Source organism: Streptomyces lydicus (genome assembly GCF_004125265.1).
In the GTDB taxonomy this organism is placed as follows: Bacteria; Actinomycetota; Actinomycetes; order Streptomycetales; family Streptomycetaceae; genus Streptomyces; species Streptomyces lydicus_C.
This window is the reverse complement of the sequence record NZ_RDTE01000003.1, coordinates 291,353-311,732: the sequence shown is the minus strand read 5'-3', so window position 1 is coordinate 311,732 and position 20,380 is coordinate 291,353. Positions and strand designations below refer to the sequence as shown.

Genomic DNA, 20,380 nt, shown 5'->3' with positions numbered 1-20,380 from the left:
GGAACGACGACATGACGTCTTCGCATTCGAAGAAGGACCGTGCCGCGGCCCTGCCCCAGGAGTTGCAGGAGGCGCTGCGCCGCCGCCTGGCGGGAGGGGCCCCGCCGGCCGCCGCAAAGGCCCGGCAGCAGATCCCGCGCGCGGACCGGTCGCAGCCCCTGCCGCTCGCCTTCGCCCAGCAGCAGTTGTGGTTCCTGGACCAGCTCCGGCCCGGCGACTCCCGTTACAACAGCGCGGTCGCCCTGCGGCTGACCGGCCCGCTGGACCGTCCCGCGCTGTCCCGGGCGCTGGACGCCGTGGTGGCGCGCCACGAGTCCCTGCGGACCACGTTCGACGACATCGACGGCCGCCCCGTGCAGCAGGTGCACCCGGCCGCGCCCGTGCCGCTGCCGCTGCGTGACGTGGGGGAGGGGACCGACCCCGCGGCCGGCCCGGGGGACCGGGCCCCGCGCGGCCCCGAAGCGCTGGACGAGGTGCTGCTGGCGGAGTACTCCCGCCCGTTCGACCTGCGCACCGGTCCGCTGCTGCGGGCGCTGCTGATCCGCCTGGCGGACGACGCGCACGTGCTGCTGCTCACCGCGCACCACATCGTCACCGACGGCTGGTCCATGGGCGTGCTGCTGGACGAACTGTGCACGCTGTACGACGCGTTGGTCCACGGGGAGACCCCTGTCCTCGCCCCCGTCGCGACGCAGTACCCGGACTTCGCCGTATGGCAGCGCGAACGGCTGTCCGGCGCCCTGCTGGAGGAACAGCTCTCCTACTGGACCAAACAGCTCGACCGGGCCGTGCCGCCGGCGCTGCCGCTCGACCGTCCCCGCAGCGGGGAGGAGGCCGGTGACGGCGCGGTCCACACGTTCCGGGTCCCGGCGGCCACCGCGGCCCGGCTGCGGGAGGTGGCGGCGCAGCAGCACACCACCCTGTTCGCGGCCCTGATCGCCGCCTGCCAGGCGCTCTTCGCCCGCTGGTCGGGCCAGGACGACATCGCCGTCGGCTCGCTGACCCCCGGGCGCGGACGCACCGAACTGGAGCGCGCGGTCGGCTTCTTCGTCAACACGGTCGTGCTGCGCGCCCCCGTCGACACCGCGCGCTCCTACCGCGAGCTGCTGGACGTCTCGGCCACCGCCGTCCTCGACGCCTTCGCCCATGGCGACACCCCCTTCGAGCGGGTGGTGGAGGCCGCGGGAGCGGTACGGGAGGCGGGCCGCAACCCGCTCTTCGACGTCATGGTCCTGCTCCACCCCGCCCCGCCCGCGGCCCCCGGCCTGCGGGACCTCACGGCCGAGGCCGTCACCGTGCCCCGCCGCGCGGCCACCTTCGACCTGAGTGTCGAGTTCGTCCCCGACGGGGACGGGCTGACCGGCCTGCTGGAGTACCGCACCGACCTCTTCGACGCCGCCACCGCCGAGCGGATGGCCGGGCAACTGGTCCTGCTGCTCGGCAAAATCGCGGCCGATCCGGACCGCCCGCTGGGCGAACTGTCCCTGCTGTCGGAGCGCGAACACCGCCGGCTGACCACCGAGTGGAACGACACCGCACTGCCCGTCGAGCCCACCACCTACCCCGCCGCCTTCGAGGCGCAGACGGCCCGCACCCCGCACGCGACGGCACTGGTGGCCGGGGACACCACGCTGGACTACGCCACCCTCAACGCCCGCGCCAACCGGCTCGCCCACCACCTCATCGACCGGGGCGCCGGCCCCGAACAGCTCGTCGCGCTGCGGCTGCCGCGCACCGCCGACATGATCGTGGCGATCCTCGCCGTCCTCAAGACCGGCGCCGGCTACCTGCCGGTCGACCCCGAACTGCCCGCGGACCGGCTGCGGTTCCTGGTGGCGGACGCCCGGCCGATGCTGGTGCTCGACGAGGCGGCGCTGGCCGACGTACCGGCACCGGCCCGTACGGGCGATCCGACCGGCGCCGATCCGACCGAGGCCGATCCGACCGGCGCCGATCCGACCGGCGCCGACCCCACGGACGCCAACCCCACCGACGCCGACCGCCGCGCGCCGCTGCACCCCGGCCACACCGCCTACGTCATCTACACCTCCGGGTCCACCGGCCGCCCCAAGGGCGTGGCCGTGGAACACCGTGCCCTGATGAACCTGCTGGCCGGCCACCGCAACGGCTTCGTCGCAGAGGCCGGCGGCGGCCCCCTGCGGACCGCCCTGACCGCCTCGTTCTCCTTCGACACCTCCCTGGAGGGCGTGCTGCTGATGGCCGACGGCCACCGGCTGCACCTGGTCGACGAGACGACCCGGCTCGACCCGGCCGCCCTGGTCGAGTACGTCGTCGAGCACCGCATCGACTTCCTCGACCTGACCCCCTCCTACCTGCGCCAGCTCCTGCCCGCCGGGCTGCTCACCGACCCGCGCCACCACCCCCGGCTGCTGATGCTCGGCGGCGAGGCCGTCGGCCCCGCGCTGTGGCGGGAGCTCGCCGGGCTGGACGACGTCGCGGCCTACAACTTCTACGGTCCCACCGAGTGCACCATCGACGCCCTGGCCTGCCGGATCGACGGCACCGCCCGGCCGGTGGTGGGCCGGCCGCTGGCCAATGTGCGCGCCCATGTCCTCGACGACCGGCTCCGGCCGGTGCCGCCCGGCGTCGGCGGCGAGCTGTACCTGGCCGGCGACCAGCTCGCCCGCGGCTATCTGCACCGCCCCGGCCTGACCGCCGCGCGGTTCGTGGCGGACCCGTTCGGGCCGCCCGGCAGCCGCCTGTACCGCACCGGCGACCTGGCCCGCTGGACCGCCGACGGCCGACTCGACTACCTCGGCCGCGCCGACGACCAGGTCAAGATCCGCGGCCACCGCATCGAGCCCGGCGAGATCGAGGCGGCGCTGCTGGCCCTGCCCGCCGTCGCCGGGGCGGCCGTCGTCGCCGTCGCCGACGCGCGCGGCCACGCCCGCCTCGCCGCCTACCTGGTGCCCGCCGCCGGGAGCGGTGCGCCGGCCGCCTCCGAACTGCGGACGGCCCTGGGGCGCACCCTGCCGCCCCATATGATGCCCGCCGCCTTCGTCGTCCTGGACGCCCTGCCGCTCACCACCAGCGGCAAGCTGGACCGCCGCGCGCTGCCCGCCCCCGACCTCGACGCGGCCCCGCGCGAGCGGGAGTTCGTGGCCCCGCGCACCCCCGCCGAGCGGGAACTCGCCGGGATCTGGTCCGCCGTGCTCGGCCTCGCGCAGGTGGGCGTCACCGACAACTTCTTCGAACTCGGCGGCGACTCGATCCTCAGCATCCAGGCCGTCTCCCGGGCCCGCGCCGCCGGACTGCGCCTGACCTCCCGGGACGTCTTCCTGCACCAGACCGTCGCCGAGCTGGCCGCCGCCGTGGACCTGCGCACCGCGCCGGCACCCGCACCCAAGCAGCCGCACCACGAGGGGCCGGCTCCCCTCACCCCCATCCAGGAGTGGTTCTTCGCCACCCACGGACCGCTGCGGCACTTCTGCATGTCGATGCTGCTGGACCTGCCGCACGACGTCGACCCGGACGCCCTGGAGCGGGCCCTCCACCTCGTGGTTGCCCAGCACCCGGCGCTGCGTACCCGGTTCGTCCGCACCGGTGACAGCTGGCGCCAGCACCCCGTCGACGCGGTGGCGCCCGGCCTCCTGACCAGCCACGACCTGTCCGGGGCCACCGGCGCCGCCCGTGACGCGGCGCGCACCGCCGCGGCCGACGCCGCCCGCGCGGACCTCGACCCCGCTACCGGCACCCTGCTGCGCGCCGTCCTGCTCCACGCGGAGCAGGGCAGCCGGCCGCAACTGTTCCTGACGGCCCACCACCTGGCCGTCGACAGTGTCTCCTGGCGCATCCTGCTAGCCGACCTGGAGAGCGCCTACCGCCGGACCGCCGCCGGCGAGGCGGTCCCGCTGGAGCCCGCCACCACGCCGTTCACCACCTGGGCGGCGCAGCTGGCCCGGCAGGTGCAGGACGGCGGATTCGACGGCGACCTCGCGTACTGGACGGCCGAGGCCGCGGTGGCGCGTACCCCGCTGCCGGTGGACCGCCCCGGCACCGCACTCGCCGGATCGGTCCGCACCGTCCGCGCCCGCCTCGACCGCGACACCACCGACGCCCTGCTGCGCAGGGTGCCCGGGGTCTACCGCACCCAGGTCAACGACGTCCTGCTGAGCGCGCTGGGCCGGGTGCTCGCCGACTGGGCGGGCACGGACCGGGTGACGGTGGCCCTGGAAGGCCACGGCCGGGAGGACATCGAGGCGCACGACGACCACGATCACGACGGCGACGCGGCAGCCGCCTCCGCCGACCCCGCCGACCTGTCCCGGACCGTCGGCTGGTTCACCACCCAGTACCCGGTCACCCTCACCCTGGACGGCCCGTCGCGGGAGCCGGACTGGGGCGCGACCCTCAAGGCGGTGAAGGAACAGCTGCGGGCCGTCCCGCGCCGGGGCCTCGGCTACGAGGCGCTGGCCCGTCTGGGTGCACCGGCCCCGGCCGCCCGCGCCCTGCGCGAACTCCCCCTGCCGCAGGTCTGCTTCAACTACCACGGCCAGTGGGAGAGCGCGCCCGGCCAGGACTTCGCGCCCGCCGGCGAGGTCCCCGGCCGCGACCTGGCCGCCGACGAACCGCTCGACCACCTGCTGGACGTCTCGGCCGTGGTGGCCGACGGGGTGCTGGAGCTGACCTGGCACTACAGCGACCAGGTGCACGACGAGAGCACGGTAAGGGAGCTGGCGGACGGCACGGCCCGGGCGCTGGCCGCGCTCGCCGCCCACTGCGCACGGCCGGAAGCGGGCGGCCGTACCCCCTCCGACTTCCCCCTCGCCCGGCTGGACCAGGCCGGCGTGGACCGCCTGGCCGGGGACGGGCGCGCCGTCGAGGACATCCTGCCGCTCACCCCGCTCCAGGAAGGCATGCTCTTCCACCGCCTGATGGGCGGGTCCGATGACGTCTACCTCGACCAGGCGAGCCTGCTGCTGGACGGCGTCGCGGACCCGCGCGCCTTCGCCCGGGCCTGGCAGCACGTCGTCGACCGGACACCGGTGCTGCGCACCTCGGTCGTCTGGGAGGACGTTCCCGTACCGCTCCAGATCGTCCACCGGCGGGTGACCGTGCCCACCGTCCACGTCGACCTGCGCGAGCTCGACGACGCACGGCAGGCCGCCGAACTCGCCCGGATCCAGGCCGAGGACCTGGCCCAGGGCCTGGACCTCGCCGCCCCGCCGCTGATGCGGCTCACCCTGATCCAGCTGCCCGGCGGCAGGCTGCGGCTGCTGTGGACCTCGCACCACCTGATCCTGGACGGCTGGAGCCTGGCGCAGGTGCTGACCGAGGCGTGCGAGGAGTACGCCGCCCTCGTCGCGGACCGCGCGCCGGCGCCACCCGTGCGCCGCCCCTTCGGCGACTATGTGCGCTGGCTGTCCGGCCGGGACGGCCGCGAGGCCGAGGAGCACTGGCGCACCCTCCTCGCGGGCTTCGCCACCCCGACACCGCTGCCCTGCGACCGCCCGGCCCGCGAGGCGCACCGGGCCCGCTCCGCCGCGGTGCACACGGCGAGCCTGCCCGTCGAGCTCTCCCGCGAGCTGCTGCACACCGCCCGCCGCAGCGGACTGACCCTCAACACGGTGGTCCAGGGCGCCTGGGCGCTGCTGCTGGCGCGCTACAGCGGAGAGCAGGACGTGGTGTTCGGCACCACCGTCTCCGGCCGCCCGGACGCCCTCCACGGCGTCGAGTCCATGGTGGGGATGTTCATCAACACCCTGCCCACCCGGGTGCGGGTCGACGAAGGCCGCACCACGGCCGACTGGCTGCGGGACCTCCAGGACGCCCAGTCCGAGTCCCGGCGCTTCGAGGCCGTCTCGCTGGCGCAGCTGACCTCGCTCAGCGACGTCCCGGCGGGCACCGCGCTCTTCGACAGCATGGTCGCCTTCGAGAACTACCCGTTCGACGACGCCCGGACGTCCGGCGCCGGCGTCCGCATCCTCGATGTCGCCTCGCGCGATGCGACCAACTTCCCGCTGGTCCTGCGCGCCCACCACAGCGACCGCCTCGGCTTCGACCTCGCCCACGACCCGGACCTCTTCGACCCCGCCACGGTCCGCGCGCTCGCCGACCGGCTGTGCCTGCTGCTCGCGGGGATCGCCGCGGGACCGGACCGCCCGCTGCGCGAGCTGGCGTGGACCACCGCCGGGGAACGCCGGCGGATGCTGGTGGACTGGAACGGCACGGAACACGGGCGGCCCGGGCAGACCCTGATCGACCTGTTCGAGGACCGGGCGGCCCGCACGCCCGACGCCACGGCCGTCACCTGCGCCGGAAGTACCCTGTCCTACGGCGAACTCGACGCGCGGGCGGGCCAATTGGCCCACCGGCTGGCCGAGACGGGAGCGGGCCCCGAGCGCTTCGTGGCGCTCGCCCTGCCCCGCTCCCCGGAGATGATCGTGGCGATCGTCGCGGTGCTCAAGACCGGCGCGGCCTACCTGCCCGTCGACCCGGAGCTGCCTCAGGGCCGTATCGCCCACCTGCTCACCGACGCCGCCCCGGCCCTGCTGGTGACCACCGCCGCCGTCTCCGGACGGCTCGGCGACGCCGCCTGCCCCCGGCTGCTCCTGGACGACCCCGAGGTCCGCGCCGACCTCGAACGGCGCCCCGCCACCGGCCCGGTGCCCGCCCGCCGCCCGCTGCCCGAGCACCCCGCCTACGTCATCTACACCTCGGGCTCCACCGGCCTGCCCAAGGGCGTGGTCGTCCCGCACGCCAACGTCGTGCGGCTGTTCTCCCGCACCCGGGACTGGTTCGCCTTCGACGAGCACGACGTATGGACGCTGTTCCACTCCTACGCCTTCGACTTCTCCGTCTGGGAGATCTGGGGCGCGCTGCTGCACGGCGGCCGCCTCGTCGTCGTCCCGTACGAGGTGACCCGTTCCCCCGAGGAGTTCCTGCGCCTGCTGGCCGACGAGCGGGTCACCGTCCTCAACCAGACGCCCTCGGCGTTCTACCCCCTGATGCGCGCCGACGCCGAACACCCCGAGACCGGGGCGCGGCTGGCGCTGCGGCGAGTGATCTTCGGCGGTGAGGCACTGGACCCGGGGCGGCTCACCGACTGGTACGCGCGGCACCCGGACACCGCGCCCGTCCTGGTCAACATGTACGGCATCACCGAAACCACCGTGCACGTCTCCTACGCACCCCTCGACCGCGCCACGGTCACCGCGGCCACCGGCAGCCCCATCGGCCGCGGCATCCCCGATCTGCGCGTCCGGGTGCTCGACGGCCGCCTCGCCCCGGTGCCGCCCGGTGCCATCGGCGAGATGTACGTGGCGGGGGAGGGACTGGCCCGCGGCTATCTGAACCGGCCCGGGCTGACCGCCGCGCGGTTCGTGGCGGACCCGTTCGGCCCGCCCGGCACCCGGATGTACCGCACCGGTGACCGGGCCCGCTGGCGGCCCGACGGCACCCTGGAATACCTCGGCCGGGCCGACCAGCAGGTCAAGATCCGCGGATTCCGGATCGAACCCGGCGAGATCGAGGCCGCCCTGACCGCCCACCCGGAGGTCGCCGAGGCCGTGGTCGGGGTGCGCGAGGACACCCCCGGGGTGCGGCGGCTGGTGGCCCATGTCGTGGGCGCCGGCCGGGAATCCGTCCCGTCCGCCGCCGCACTGCGCGCCCACCTGGCCGAGACCCTGCCGGCCCACATGGTGCCCGCCGCCTATGTCCCCCTGGACGCGCTGCCGCTGACCGTCAACGGCAAGCTCGACCACCGGGCCCTGCCCGCCCCCGGCCCGGACGGCTTCGCCGCCGGCGAGGACCGCACCGCACCGCGCACCGCGGCGGAGCGCCTGGTCGCCCGGGTGTGGTCCGAGGTCCTGGACACCGGGGACATGGGCGTGGAGGACAGCTTCTTCGCCCTGGGCGGCGACTCGATCCTCGCCATCCGCGTCACCTCCCGCCTCCGCGCCGCGCTCGGCGCCGAGGTCTCGCCCCGGCTGTTGTTCACCCACCCCACCGTCGCCGCCCTGGCCGCCGCGCTGCCGGACCCGGCCGCCGCCCACCGGGCACCGGACGACCCGATCCCCGCGGCCGACCGCACCGCCGCGCTGCCCCTGTCGTTCCCCCAACAGCGCCTGTGGTTCCTGGACACCTTCGAACCCGACAGCACCGCCTACGTCACCTTCTTCGTGCTGCGCCTGCGCGGCCCCCTCGACGAAGCGGCCCTGCGCACCGCCCTGGACGCCCTGGTGGCCCGGCACGAACCGCTGCGCACCACCTTCGCCGAACACGACGGCCACGCCCGCCAGCAGGTCCACGCACCCCGCCCGGTCGACCTGCCGCTGGACGACCTGTCGGCCGTCCCGGCCCACGCCCGCGACGGCGCACTCGACGCGCTACTGGCCCGGGAGGGCGCCCTCCCGTTCGACCTGGCCAACGGGCCGCTGCTGCGCACCCGGCTGGTCCGTCTCACCGACGGCGAGCACGTCCTGACCCTGGCCATGCACCACATCGTCACCGACGGCTGGTCCACCGCGGTGCTCGGCCGGGACCTGGGCGAGCTGTACGCCGCCGCCCTCCACGGCCGCCGCCCCGACCTGCCCGCACTGCCCCTCCAGTACGCCGACTACGCGGCCTGGCAACGGGCCCGCGCCGCCGACGCCGACGACACACAACTCACCTACTGGCAGCGGACGTTGTCCGATGTGGCGCCACTGGAGCTGCCCACCGACCGGCCGCGTCCCGCCGTCCGCACCGAGAACGGCGCGCTGCTGGAGTTCTCGCTGCCCGCCGCGCTGACCGACCGGCTGCGGGAGACCGGCCGCCGCGCCGACGCCACCCTCTACATGACCCTGCTCGCGGCCTGCAAGGTGCTGCTGGCCCGCTGGGCCGGCCAGGAGGACATCGCGGTCGGCACCGTGGCCTCCGGACGCGAACGCCCCGAACTGGAGCACCTGGTCGGGATGTTCGTGAACACCCTGGTGCTGCGCAGCCGGGTGCCGGGCGACCTGCCGTTCACCGCGCTGCTGTCCGAGGTGCGCGCCACCGTCCTGGACGCGTTCGCCCACCAGGACGTGCCCTTCGAGCAGCTGGTCGATGTGCTCCAGCCCGAACGCGACACCAGCCGCACCCCTCTCTTCCAGGTCATGGTGGCCCTGCACAACCTGGGCGGCGAGGCACCGCACCTGCCGGGCCTCGACGTCGAGACCGTCCAGCCGCCCGGCCGGCACGCCGCCTTCGACCTCGGCTTCGACTTCGTGGAGCGCGACGGCGGCCTCACCGGCTACGTCGAGTACAACACCGACCTGTTCGACGCGGACACCGTCGAGCGGGCGACCGCCCGGCTGCGCCTGCTGCTGGAAGCGGTCGCGGACGACCCCGGCAGGGCGGTGGGCGAGCTGCCGCTGCTGTCGGGCGCGGAGCGGCAGCAGGTGCTGGCTCAGTGGCAGGGCGAGACCCTGCCCGTCCCTGACCGGACGTTCGTGGACCTCTTCGAGGCGCAGGCGGCCCGTACCCCGCACGCCACGGCCCTGGTGGCACGGGACGCCACCCTGGACTTCGCCGCCCTCAACGACCGCGCCAACCGGCTGGCCCACCACCTCATCGCGCTCGGCGTCGGCCCGGAGCGGGTGGTCGCCGTCCAGCTCCCGCGCACCTCGGACATGCTGGTGGCGCTGCTCGCCGTCCTCAAGGCGGGCGGCACCCAGCTGTCCCTCGACCCCGAACTCCCCGCCGAACGCCGCGCGTTCCTGCTCGCGGACGCCGCACCGCAGACCGTCCTGACGGCCGACGTGCTGCGCGACGCCACCCTGGACCGGCAGCCCGGCCACAACCCCACCGACGCCGACCGGACCTCACCCCTGTACGGCGCCCACACCGCCTACCTCAACTACACCTCCGGCTCCACCGGCCGGCCCAAGGGCGTCGCCGTCGAACACCGCCAGCTGGTCAACCTCTGCCACGACCACCTGGCCGGGCTCGTCACCCCGCACACCGCCGACGGCCGGCCGCTGCGCTTCGCGCTCAGCGCCGCCTTCTCCTTCGACACCTCGTGGGAAGGCCCGCTGCTGCTGGCGCTGGGCCAGGAGGTCCACCTCGTCGACGAGGACGTGCGCCGGGACCCGGCCGCCTTCGTCCGCCAGGTCGTCGAAGGCCGCCTGGACTGCGTCAATGTGACACCGTCCTTCCTGCACGAGCTGCTGGCCGCCGGACTGCTCACCGGCGGCCACCATCGCCCCCGGATCGTCATGGTCGGCGGCGAGGCCATCGGCACCCCACTGTGGCGGGAGCTGCGGGAGACCGAGGGCGTCACCGCGTACAACGTCTACGGCCCCACCGAGTGCACCGTCGACGCCGTGTACGGCCCCTTCGACGGCGACGCCGGTCAGGTCGACCACGCAGGCCGCGCCGAGCGTCCCCTGATCGGCCGCCCGGGCCGCAACCTGCGCGCCTATGTGCTCGACGGCGCCCTGCGACCGGTCCCGGTCGGGGTGCCGGGAGAGCTGTACCTCGCCGGCGCCCAGGTCACCCGCGGCTACCTCGGGCGCCCCGGGCTCACCGCCGGGCGCTTCCTCGCCGACCCGTTCGGCCCGTCCGGCACCCGGATGTACCGCACCGGCGACCGGGCCCGCTGGGACCGGCAGGGGCTGCTGGAGTACCTGGGCCGCACCGACGACCAGGTCAAGATCCGGGGCTTCCGCATCGAACCCGGTGAGATCGAGGCCGCCCTGCTCGGCGACCCCGCGGTGGCCGACGCCGTGGTGGTGGCCGCCGACCACGCGGGACGCGCCCGGCTGGTGGCCTATGTGGTGCCCGCCGGGGCGCAGCCGCCCGCGGCCGAGGAGCTGCGGGTCCGGCTGCGCCGCACCCTGCCGGACTACATGGTCCCCGCGGTGTTCGTCCCCCTGGAGAGGATCCCCAGGACCAGCAGCGGCAAGACCGACCGGCGCGCCCTGCCCGCGCCCCCCGCCCAGCCCGACACCACGACCCCGTACACGGCCCCGCGCAGCGACACCGAGACCTGCCTCGCCGGCATCTGGGCGGAGGTGCTGGGCGTCCCCCGGGTCGGCGTCGAGGACAACTTCTTCGCCCTGGGCGGCGACTCCATCCTCAGCATCCAGATCGTCTCCCGGGCCCGGCGGGCCGGACTCCAACTCACCTCCAAGGACGTCTTCCGGCACCAGACGATCGCCGAACTCGCCCTGCGCACGGCCGCTGTGAGCCCGCCGCCCGCCGACGCCACCGGAGCGCCGGCCGGGCCCGCCCCGCTCACCCCCATCCAGCACTGGTACCTCGACGACCGCCGGCCCGGGGACGCGCTGCGCTTCACCATGACCAACCGGCTGGAGCTGGCCCCGCGCAGCGACGAGGCGGCGCTGCGGCACGCGGCCGCCGCCCTGGTGGCCCACCACGAGGCGCTGCGCACCGTCTTCCGCCACACCGACGGCACCTGGCACCAGGAGGTGCTGCCGGCCGCCCCCGGGGACGTCTTCGCGCGCCACGACCTGACCGGTCTCGACGCTCCCGGGCGGGAGGAGGCCGTCCAGCGCGCCACCGCCGCCGCCCAGGCCTCCCTCGACGTCACCGAGGGCCGGGTCGCCCAGGTCCTGTACTTCGACTGCGGGCCCGACCTCCCCGCCCAACTCGTGGTCACCGTCCACCACTTGGTGGTCGACGGGGTCTCCTGGCGCATCCTGCTCGGCGACCTGGAGGCCGCCTACCGCGACGCCGCCGCCGGACGGGCGCCCGCCCTCGCCCCGGCGAGCAGCGGCTACGGACACTGGGCGGCCCGCCTGGAGCGGCACGCCCGCTCCGGCGCCCTCGACGGCGACCTCGCGTACTGGACCCGGGCCTGCCGGGCCCCGGCCGGCCTGCCCGCCGACCGCCCGGGACCCAACACCCACGGCACCGCCGCCACCCTCACCGTCAGCCTGGACCGCGCCGAGACCGAAGCCCTGCTGCGCCAGGTCCCCGACGTCTACCGCACCCAGGTCAACGACGTCCTGCTCAGCGCCCTCGGCCGCACCCTGACCCGCTGGAGCGGCCAGGACACCGTCCTGATCGGCGTGGAGGGCCACGGCCGCGAGGACCTCTTCGACGAACTGGACCTCTCCCGCACCGTCGGCTGGTTCACCGCCGAGTTCCCGCTCGCGCTGTCCGTCGCCCCGGACGCGGACTGGCGCGACACCGTCCGCTCCGTCAAGGAGCAGCTGCGCGCCGTACCGCTGCGCGGCCTGAGCTACGGCGCTCTGCGCCACCTCCTGCCGCAGAGCCCGCTGCCCGGCGCACCGCAGCCGCTCATCGGCTTCAACTACCACGGCCAATGGGGCATCGCCTCCGCGGACCGCCCGGATGACGACGGGCTGTACCGCGCCGCCCTGCCCCCGGCCGGCCAGGACACCGACCCCGACGAGCCCCGCAGCTACCTGCTCGACGTGACCGGCGTGGTCCAGGACGGCCGGCTCGAACTCGGCTGGACCTACCCGCCCGCGGTGTACGACGAGTCCACCGTGCGCCGCCTCGCCGAGGACACCGTCGCCGCCCTGACCGAGATCGTCGCGCACTGCGCCCGCCCTGACACCGGCGGCCGCACCCCGTCCGACTTCCCGCTCGCCCGGCTCGACCAGCGCCAGGTGGACCTGGTCGCGGGCGACGGACGGGACGTGTCGGACATCCATCCGCTCACCCCGCTGCAGGCCGGCATGCTCTTCCACGGGCTGGTCGACTCGGCGGGCGCCTACTTCGACCAGATGGCCGTCCGGATCGCCGGGGTCGCCGACCCGCAGGCGTTCGCCGAGGCCTGGCAGCGGGTCGCCGACCACACCCCGGCGCTGCGCAGCAGCGTCCGCTGGCAGGGCCTGCCCGAGCCGGTGCAGGTCGTGCACCACCGCGCCGTGCTGCCCGCCACCCACCACGACTGGCGGACCCTGGCCCCCGCCGAGCGCGACCGCGCCCTCGACCGGCTGCTCGCCGAGGACCGGGCGGCCGGGATGGACGTGACCACCGCACCGCTGAGCCGCATCGCGGTGGCAGCCCTGCCCGGCGACGAGATCCTGCTGGTGTGGTCCTCGCACCACCTGATGCTCGACGGCTGGAGCACCGGAGCGCTCTTCGCCGATGTGTGTGCGCAGTACGCGGCGGCGGTCGGGGGACGCACCGTCCGCCCGCCGGCCCGCCGCCCGTTCCGCGACTTCCTGCAGTGGCTGGCACAGCAGGACGAGGAGGAGGCCGAGCGGCACTGGACCGGCACCCTCGCCGGGTTCACCGACCGCACCCCGCTGCCCTACGACCGGCCGCCCGTCGAGGCGCACCGCGCCCGGTCGGACGCGCTGGTGCACCTGGAGCTCACCCCCGAGGTCTCCGACCGGCTGCGCGAGACGGCCAAGCGGAACGGCCTGACCGTCAACACGGTGGTGCAGGGCGCCTGGGCGCTGCTGCTGGCGCGCTACAGCGGCCGCCAGGACGTGGTGTTCGGCACCACGGTCTCGGGCCGCCCGGCCGAACTGCCGGGCGTGGAGTCCATGGTCGGCATGTTCATCAACACCGTGCCGACCCGCGCCCGGACCGACGGCGACCAGGACGTCCTGCCCTGGCTGCGCGACCTCCAGGACCGGCAGAGCGAATCGCGGCGCTTCGACTTCGTCTCCCTCGCCCGCATCCAGTCCCTCAGCGAACTCCCGCCGGGCGAGGCGCTGTTCGACAGCATGATGGTCTTTGAGAACTACCCCTTCGACGAGGCGGCCGCCGCCGGAGCGGGCATCCGCATCCGGGACGTACGCGCCGAGGACGCCACCAACTTCCCGCTGTGCCTGCGCGCCTACCTCGCCGACCGCCTAGGCTTCGACCTCGCCTACGACGGGGCGCTGTTCGACCGTACGACGGTGGAGCGGGCCGCGGCCCACCTGGAGACCCTGCTGACCGCCCTCGCCGACGGCACCGCCCGCCGCCTGGACGACCTCGGCCTGCTCACCGCCGCCGACCGCACGCTGCTGCACCGGTGGAACACCCCCGCACGCCCCGCCGCGGGCAACTCGCCGGCCGACCTGTTCGCCGCGCAGGTGCGCCGCACCCCGGACGCCGTCGCCCTCACCGAGGTGGACGGCCAGGAGGTCACCTACCGTCAACTGGCCGCATGGTCGGACCGGGTGGCCGCCCGGCTCCTGGCGGACGGCCTGGTCCCCGAGGGCCGGGTGGCGCTGCTCATGGACCGTTCGGCCGCCCTCGTGGTGGCCCAGCTGGCGGTGCTCAAGGCGGGCGGGGCATACGTACCCGTGGACGGCCGCGCCCCCGAGGAGCGCCGGCGGATGCTGCTCGACCAGGCGGGAGCCACGGCCCGGCTGACCGCCGAGGACGTGGCCGCCGCCCGCATCGCCGAACCGGCCGCCGCACCCGCGGTGCCGCCCGCCGACCCGGACCGGCTGGCGTACGTCATGTTCACCTCCGGGTCGACCGGCACCCCCAAGCCCGTGGGAGTACGCCACCGCGATGTGGCGGCGCTCGCCACCGACAGCCGCTTCACCGGCCCCGGCTGCGCACGGGTGCTGCTGCACTCGCCGGTGGCCTTCGACGCCGCCACCTTCGAGGTCTGGGCGCCGCTGCTGAACGGCGGACGCGTCGTGGTGGCCCCGCCGGGTGCCGTGGACGCGGGCCTGCTGCGGCGGCTGGCCGCCGGGGGAGAGGTGACGGCACTGTGGCTGACGGCCGGGCTCTTCCGGCTGCTGGCCCAGGACGCGCCCGACTGCTTCGACGGGCTGTGCCAGGTGTGGACCGGCGGCGACGTGGTCCCGGCCGCCGCCGTGTGCCGGGTGCTGGCCGCCTGCCCCGGCCTGACCGTGGTGGACGGCTACGGACCGACCGAGACCACCACCTTCGCGACCTCCTTCGCCATGACCGACGCCGCGGCGGTCCCCGGCACCGTGCCCATCGGCCACCCGCTGGACGACATGCGCGTCCACGTCCTCGACGCCCGGATGCGGCCCGTACCACCGGGCACCGCGGGCGAACTCTTCCTGGCGGGCGAGGGCGTGGCCCGCGGCTACCTCGGCCGTCCCGGCGCGACCGCGGACCGGTTCGTCGCGGACCCCTCCGGCCCGCCCGGCGGCCGGATGTACCGCACCGGTGACCTGGCCCGCCGGCGGCTCGACGGCACGGTGGAATTCCTCGGCCGCGCCGACGACCAGGTCAAGATCCGGGGCTTCCGCGTCGAACCCGGCGAGGTGGAGGGCGCACTGGCGGCCCACCCCGGCGTCGCGGACGTGGCGGTGGTGGCCCGCGAGGACCGGCCCGGTACCAAGCGGCTCATCGCCTACGTGGTGGGCCATGACGGTCACGACGGCCACAACGGCCTCGACGTCGAGGCGCTGCGCGCCCACGCCCGGCAGACGCTGCCCGACTACCTGGTCCCCACCGCCTTCGTCCCGCTCGCGGCCCTGCCGCTCAGCCCCAACGGCAAGGTGGACCGCGCGGCCCTGCCCGCACCCGCCGCAGGCCCGGACCGCCCTGAGCCGGTCGCCCCGCGCACCGAGGCCGAACGCCGCACGGCCGAGGTCTGGGCCGACGTACTCGGCGTGCCGGACATCGGTATGGAGGACGACTTCTTCGCACTCGGCGGCGACTCGATCCTGAGCATCCGGCTGGCCTCCCGGCTGGCCGAGGCCTTCCGGGCCGAAGTGACCCCGCGCGCGGTCTTCACCCACCCGACCCCGGCCGCGCTCGCCGCGCTGCTGGCGCAGGGGGAGAGCGCCCCCGCGGGCCACGGCGCCATCCTCCCGGCACCCCGGGACACCGCGCCCCCGCTGTCCTTCGCCCAGCAACGCCTGTGGTTCCTCGACGCGTTCGCGCCCGGCAGCACCGAGTACATCACCCCGCTGGCACTGCGCCTGCGCGGCCGGCTCGACACCGCGGCGCTCGGCACCGCCCTGACCGCACTGGCGGCCCGGCACGAATCGCTGCGCACCACCTTCGACTCCGAGGACGGCCAGGGCATCCAGGTCATCCACCCGCTCCAGGTCGTGCCGCTGCCGCTGCACGACCTGTCGGCGCTGCCCGCGGGCGACCGCACGGCGGAGCTGGAGAGACTGCTGGCCGAGGACCGCACCCGCCCCTTCGACCTGCGCCAGGGCCCCCTGCTGCGGGCCCAGCTGGTCCGGCTGGCGGACGACCACCACGTCCTGACGCTGACCCTGCACCACATCATCACCGACGGCTGGTCCACCGCGGTCCTCACCGGCGACCTGGCCCACCTCTACCGGGCCGCGCTCGGCGTCACCACGGCCGAACTGCCGCCACTGCCCGTGCAGTACGCCGATGTCGCGCACTGGCAGCGCACCGCACACGGCGCGAGTGCCGAGGAGCAACTGCGCCACTGGCGCGACCGCCTCGCCGGCGCCGAACCCCTGAACCTGCCCACCGACCGGCCCCGCCCGGCCGTACAGACCAGGAACGGCGCCACGGCCCCGCTCGTCCTCGCCCCCGAAACGGCCCGCAAACTGGCGGAGTTCGGCCGCGCTCGGCAGACCACCCTGTTCACCACCCTGATCGCCGCCGCGCAGACCCTCTTCGCGCGGCTGTCCGGACAGCACGACATCGCCGTCGGAACCGTCACCTCCGGCCGCGACCGCGCCGAGACCCAGCGCCTGATCGGCTTCTTCGTCAACACGCTGGTGCTGCGCTCGACCGTCGACCCCGACGAGGCCTTCCCGGCCTTCCTGGCGCAGGTGCGCGAGACGGTGCTCGACGCCTTCGCGCACCAGGACGTGCCGTTCGAGCAGGTGGTGGACGAGGTCCAGCCCGTCCGCGACACCAGCCGCACCCCGCTCTTCCAGGCCATGGTCGTACTCCAGAACGCGCCCGGAGCGGACCTGGACCTGCCCGGCCTCGACGTGAGCGACATCGAGCCGGACACCCACCACGCCGGCTTCGACATCACCCTGGAGTTCGCCGAAACCGACTCCGGAGCCCTGCACGGGCTGCTCACCTACAACACCGACCTGTTCGACGCCGCCACCGCCGAGCGGATGGCCGACCAGCTCACCACGCTGCTGACCGGCATCGCCGAGAACCCGCACCGCCCCCTCGGTGCCCTGCCGCTGGCCCCGGACGACGCCCTGCGCCGCCTGCTGGCCCACGGGCGCGGCACCGCCTGCCCCGTGCCTCCGGCCACCCTGCCCGAGCTGTTCCAGCGGCAGGTGGCCCGGACACCGGGTGCGGTGGCGCTGGACGACGGCACCCGCGAGCTGACGTACGCGGAGCTGGAGCGCGCGGCGAACCGGCTGGCACACCACCTGATCGGCCGCGGGCTCGGTCCCGAGGACGTGGTGGCGCTGGCGCTGCCCCGCTCGGCGGAGACCGTGGTGGCCCAACTGGCCGTGGCCAAGGCCGGCGGCGCCTTCCTGCCCGTGGACCCGGCGTACCCGGCCGGGCGGCGCGAGTTCATGGTGCGCGACGCGGCGGCCGCCGTCGTCCTCGACGACCCGGCCGTCATCTGGCGAAGCGACGGCCCCGACTCCGCGCCCACCGACGCGGACCGCCGCGCGCCGCTGACCGAGGCGCACCCCGCCTACGTCATCTACACCTCCGGCTCGACCGGCACCCCCAAGGCCGTCATGGTCACGCACACCGGACTCGCCGGCTTCGCCTCGGCCGCCGCCGAGCGGTACGACGTGCGCCCGGGCGACCGGGTGCTCCAGTTCGCCTCGCCCAGCTTCGACGCCTCCGTCCTGGAGCTGTGCGTCTCCGTGCTCGCCGGCGCCACGCTGGTCGCGGGGGAGGAGGGGCCGCTGCTCGGCGACCGGCTGGCCCAGGTGCTCACCGAGCGGCGGATCACCCACGCCCTGATCCCGCCCGCCGCCCTGGTCACCGTGCCGCCCGAGACCGCCGACGCCCTGCCCGGCCTGCGCACCCTGATCGTCGGCGCCGAGGCCTGCCCCGCCGACCTGGTGGCGCGCTGGGCCCCAGGCCGCCGCATGATCAACTCCTATGGCCCGACCGAGGCGACGGTGGTGTCCACCTGGACCGGCCCGCTGGCCCCGGAAACGGGCGCCCCGCCCATCGGCCGCCCCCTCGGCACCAGCCGGGCGTACGTCCTGGACGCCGCCCTGCGCCCGGTACCGGTCGGGGTGACCGGCGAGCTGTACGTCGCCGGTCCCGGACTCGCCCGCGGCTACCTGGCACGCCCGGGCCTGACCGCGGCCCGGTTCGTCGCCGACCCGTTCGGCGCCCCGGGCGAACGGATGTACCGCACCGGCGACCTGGCGCGCTGGGGCGCCGACGGCGACCTGCGCTACGCCGGACGCGCCGACGACCAGGTCAAGGTGCGCGGCATCCGCATCGAGCCCGGCGAGATCGAGAGCGCACTGCGCTGCAGCCCCCACGTACGGGACGCGGTGGTCGCGGTACGCGCCGCGGCCGGCCAACAGCCCACAGGACCCGCACGGTTGGTCGCCTACGTCGTCCCGTCCGGCGCCCCGTCGGATGTCCCGTCCGAGGCCTCGTCCGACGCTCCGTCCGATACGCCGTCCGACCGCACCCCGGAACCGCTGCCCGTCCCGGAACCGCTGCCCGTCACGCAGCCGCTGCCCGTCCCGGAGCTGCGCGAGCACCTGGCCCGCCTCCTGCCCCCGCACATGGTCCCGTCGGTGTTCGTCCCCCTGGCCAGGCTGCCGCTCACCCCGAACGGCAAGACCGACCGGCGGGCCCTGCCCGATCCCGACCCGGCATCCGTCACCACCGGCCCGCACATCGCGCCGCGCACCGACACCGAACGCCGGATCGCGCAGATCTGGGCCGAGGTGCTCGGCCTCGACACCGTCGGCGCCGAGGACAACTTCTTCGACCTCGGCGGCGACTCGATCCTGAGCATGCAGGTGGTGTCGCGGCTGCGCCGGGCCGGCCTGCACCTGGCCACCAAGGACCTGTTCACCCACCAGACGGTCGCCGCCCTGGCCACCGTCGTCACCACCGGCACGGACCGGACCGACAGCGGACCGGTGACCGGCGACCTGCCGCTTACCCCCATCCAGCAGTGGTTCCTCGCCACCCCCCGCGCCAACCACCACCACTTCAACCAGTCCGCGCTGCTCGAACTCGACGGCACCCCCGACCCGGCCGCCCTCCAGAAAGCGCTGACCGCCCTGCTGGAGCACCACGACGCGCTGCGTATGCGCTTCACCGAGGACGGCGGCCGATGGCACCAGCACAACCCGCCGCCCTCGGAGCCGCACGGCCTCCTCACCCGGCACGACCTGACCGGTCTGCTGTCGGACGAGGCCGACACCGCCATGGAGAAGGCGGCCGACGACCTGCACACCGGCTTCGACATCGGCGAGGGCCCGCTGCTGCGGGCGGCGCTGTTCACCGGCGACCCGGACCGCCCCGCCTTCCTGCTCCTGGTGGCCCACCACCTGGTCGTCGACGCGGTGTCCTGGCGCATCCTGCTGGACGACCTGGAGACCGCCTACCACCAGGCCGCGGCGGGGCGGACCATCACCCTCGACGAACGCACCACCGCCTTCAGGGACTGGGCAAGAGGCCTGGCGGCACATGTCGCCGAGGGCGGGCTGGACCACGAACTCCCGTACTGGGACGAGGCGGTGACCTCCGCCCCGCTGCCCGTCGACCACGAGACCGGCACCCCGTCGGGCGCGTCCCGCACGGTCTCGGTGACCCTCGACGAGGCGGACACCACGGCGCTGCTGCGCGCCGCCCCCACTGCCTACCGCACCCGCATCAACGACGTCCTGCTGGCCGCCCTGGCCCTGGCGCTGGCCCGCTGGACCGGCCAGGAGCGGGTCTGCGTCGACCTCGAAGGACACGGCCGTGAGGACGTCCTGGACGGAGTCGACCTCTCCCGTACGGTCGGCTGGTTCACCACCGTCTACCCGGTCGGCCTCCAGGTGTCCGACCCCGCCGACCTCGGCTCCTCCCGGGACTGGCGGGCCCTGGTCAAATCGGTCCGGCGCCAACTGCGCGCCGTCCCCGGCAACGGTCTCGGGTTCGGTGCCCTGCGCACCCACGGCCCCGCCGAGGTGCGCGAACGGCTGGACCGCACCGGCCGCGGGCAGATCGTGTTCAACTACCTGGGCCAGTGGGATGCGCGGCCCGGCGGCTCCTCCGGGGCACTCGTCCGCGCCGAACACGGTTCCTTCGGCCAGGACCACGACCCCCGCGACGGCGGCTCCCACCTGCTGGAGGCCGTCGGCGCGGTGCAGGACGGCCGGCTCGCCTTCACCTGGCACTACCGCCCCGACGTGCACGAGGAGACCACCGTACGGGCGGTGGCCGGGGACTTCGCCGAAGCCCTCCGCCGGATCGCCCAGCACGCTCGGGACAGCGCATGAGGGGCCGGCAAACCGGGCTTTCCGCGGCCCTCACCGCACCGCGTACGGCGGATTACCGAAAGGCCCCCCGTACACCGGCCGTTGAGGGCACC

Annotated in this window: 1 protein-coding gene; it reads left to right on the top strand. The window is 75.2% G+C overall.

What is annotated here, in order from left to right; all coding sequences use genetic code 11:
- The first annotated feature begins 11 nt into the window (after positions 1 to 11).
- Complete coding sequence (locus D9V36_RS04145) at positions 12 to 20,288, top strand: non-ribosomal peptide synthase/polyketide synthase (RefSeq protein ID WP_129292550.1); 20,277 nt, start codon at positions 12 to 14, stop codon at positions 20,286 to 20,288.
- The last annotated feature ends 92 nt before the right edge of the window (positions 20,289 to 20,380 follow it).

Excerpts from the sequence above, each read along its gene's own strand:
- D9V36_RS04145 (WP_129292550.1), top strand. The coding sequence starts at position 12 with ATGACGTCTTCGCATTCGAAGAAGGACCGTGCCGCGGCCCTGCCCCAG.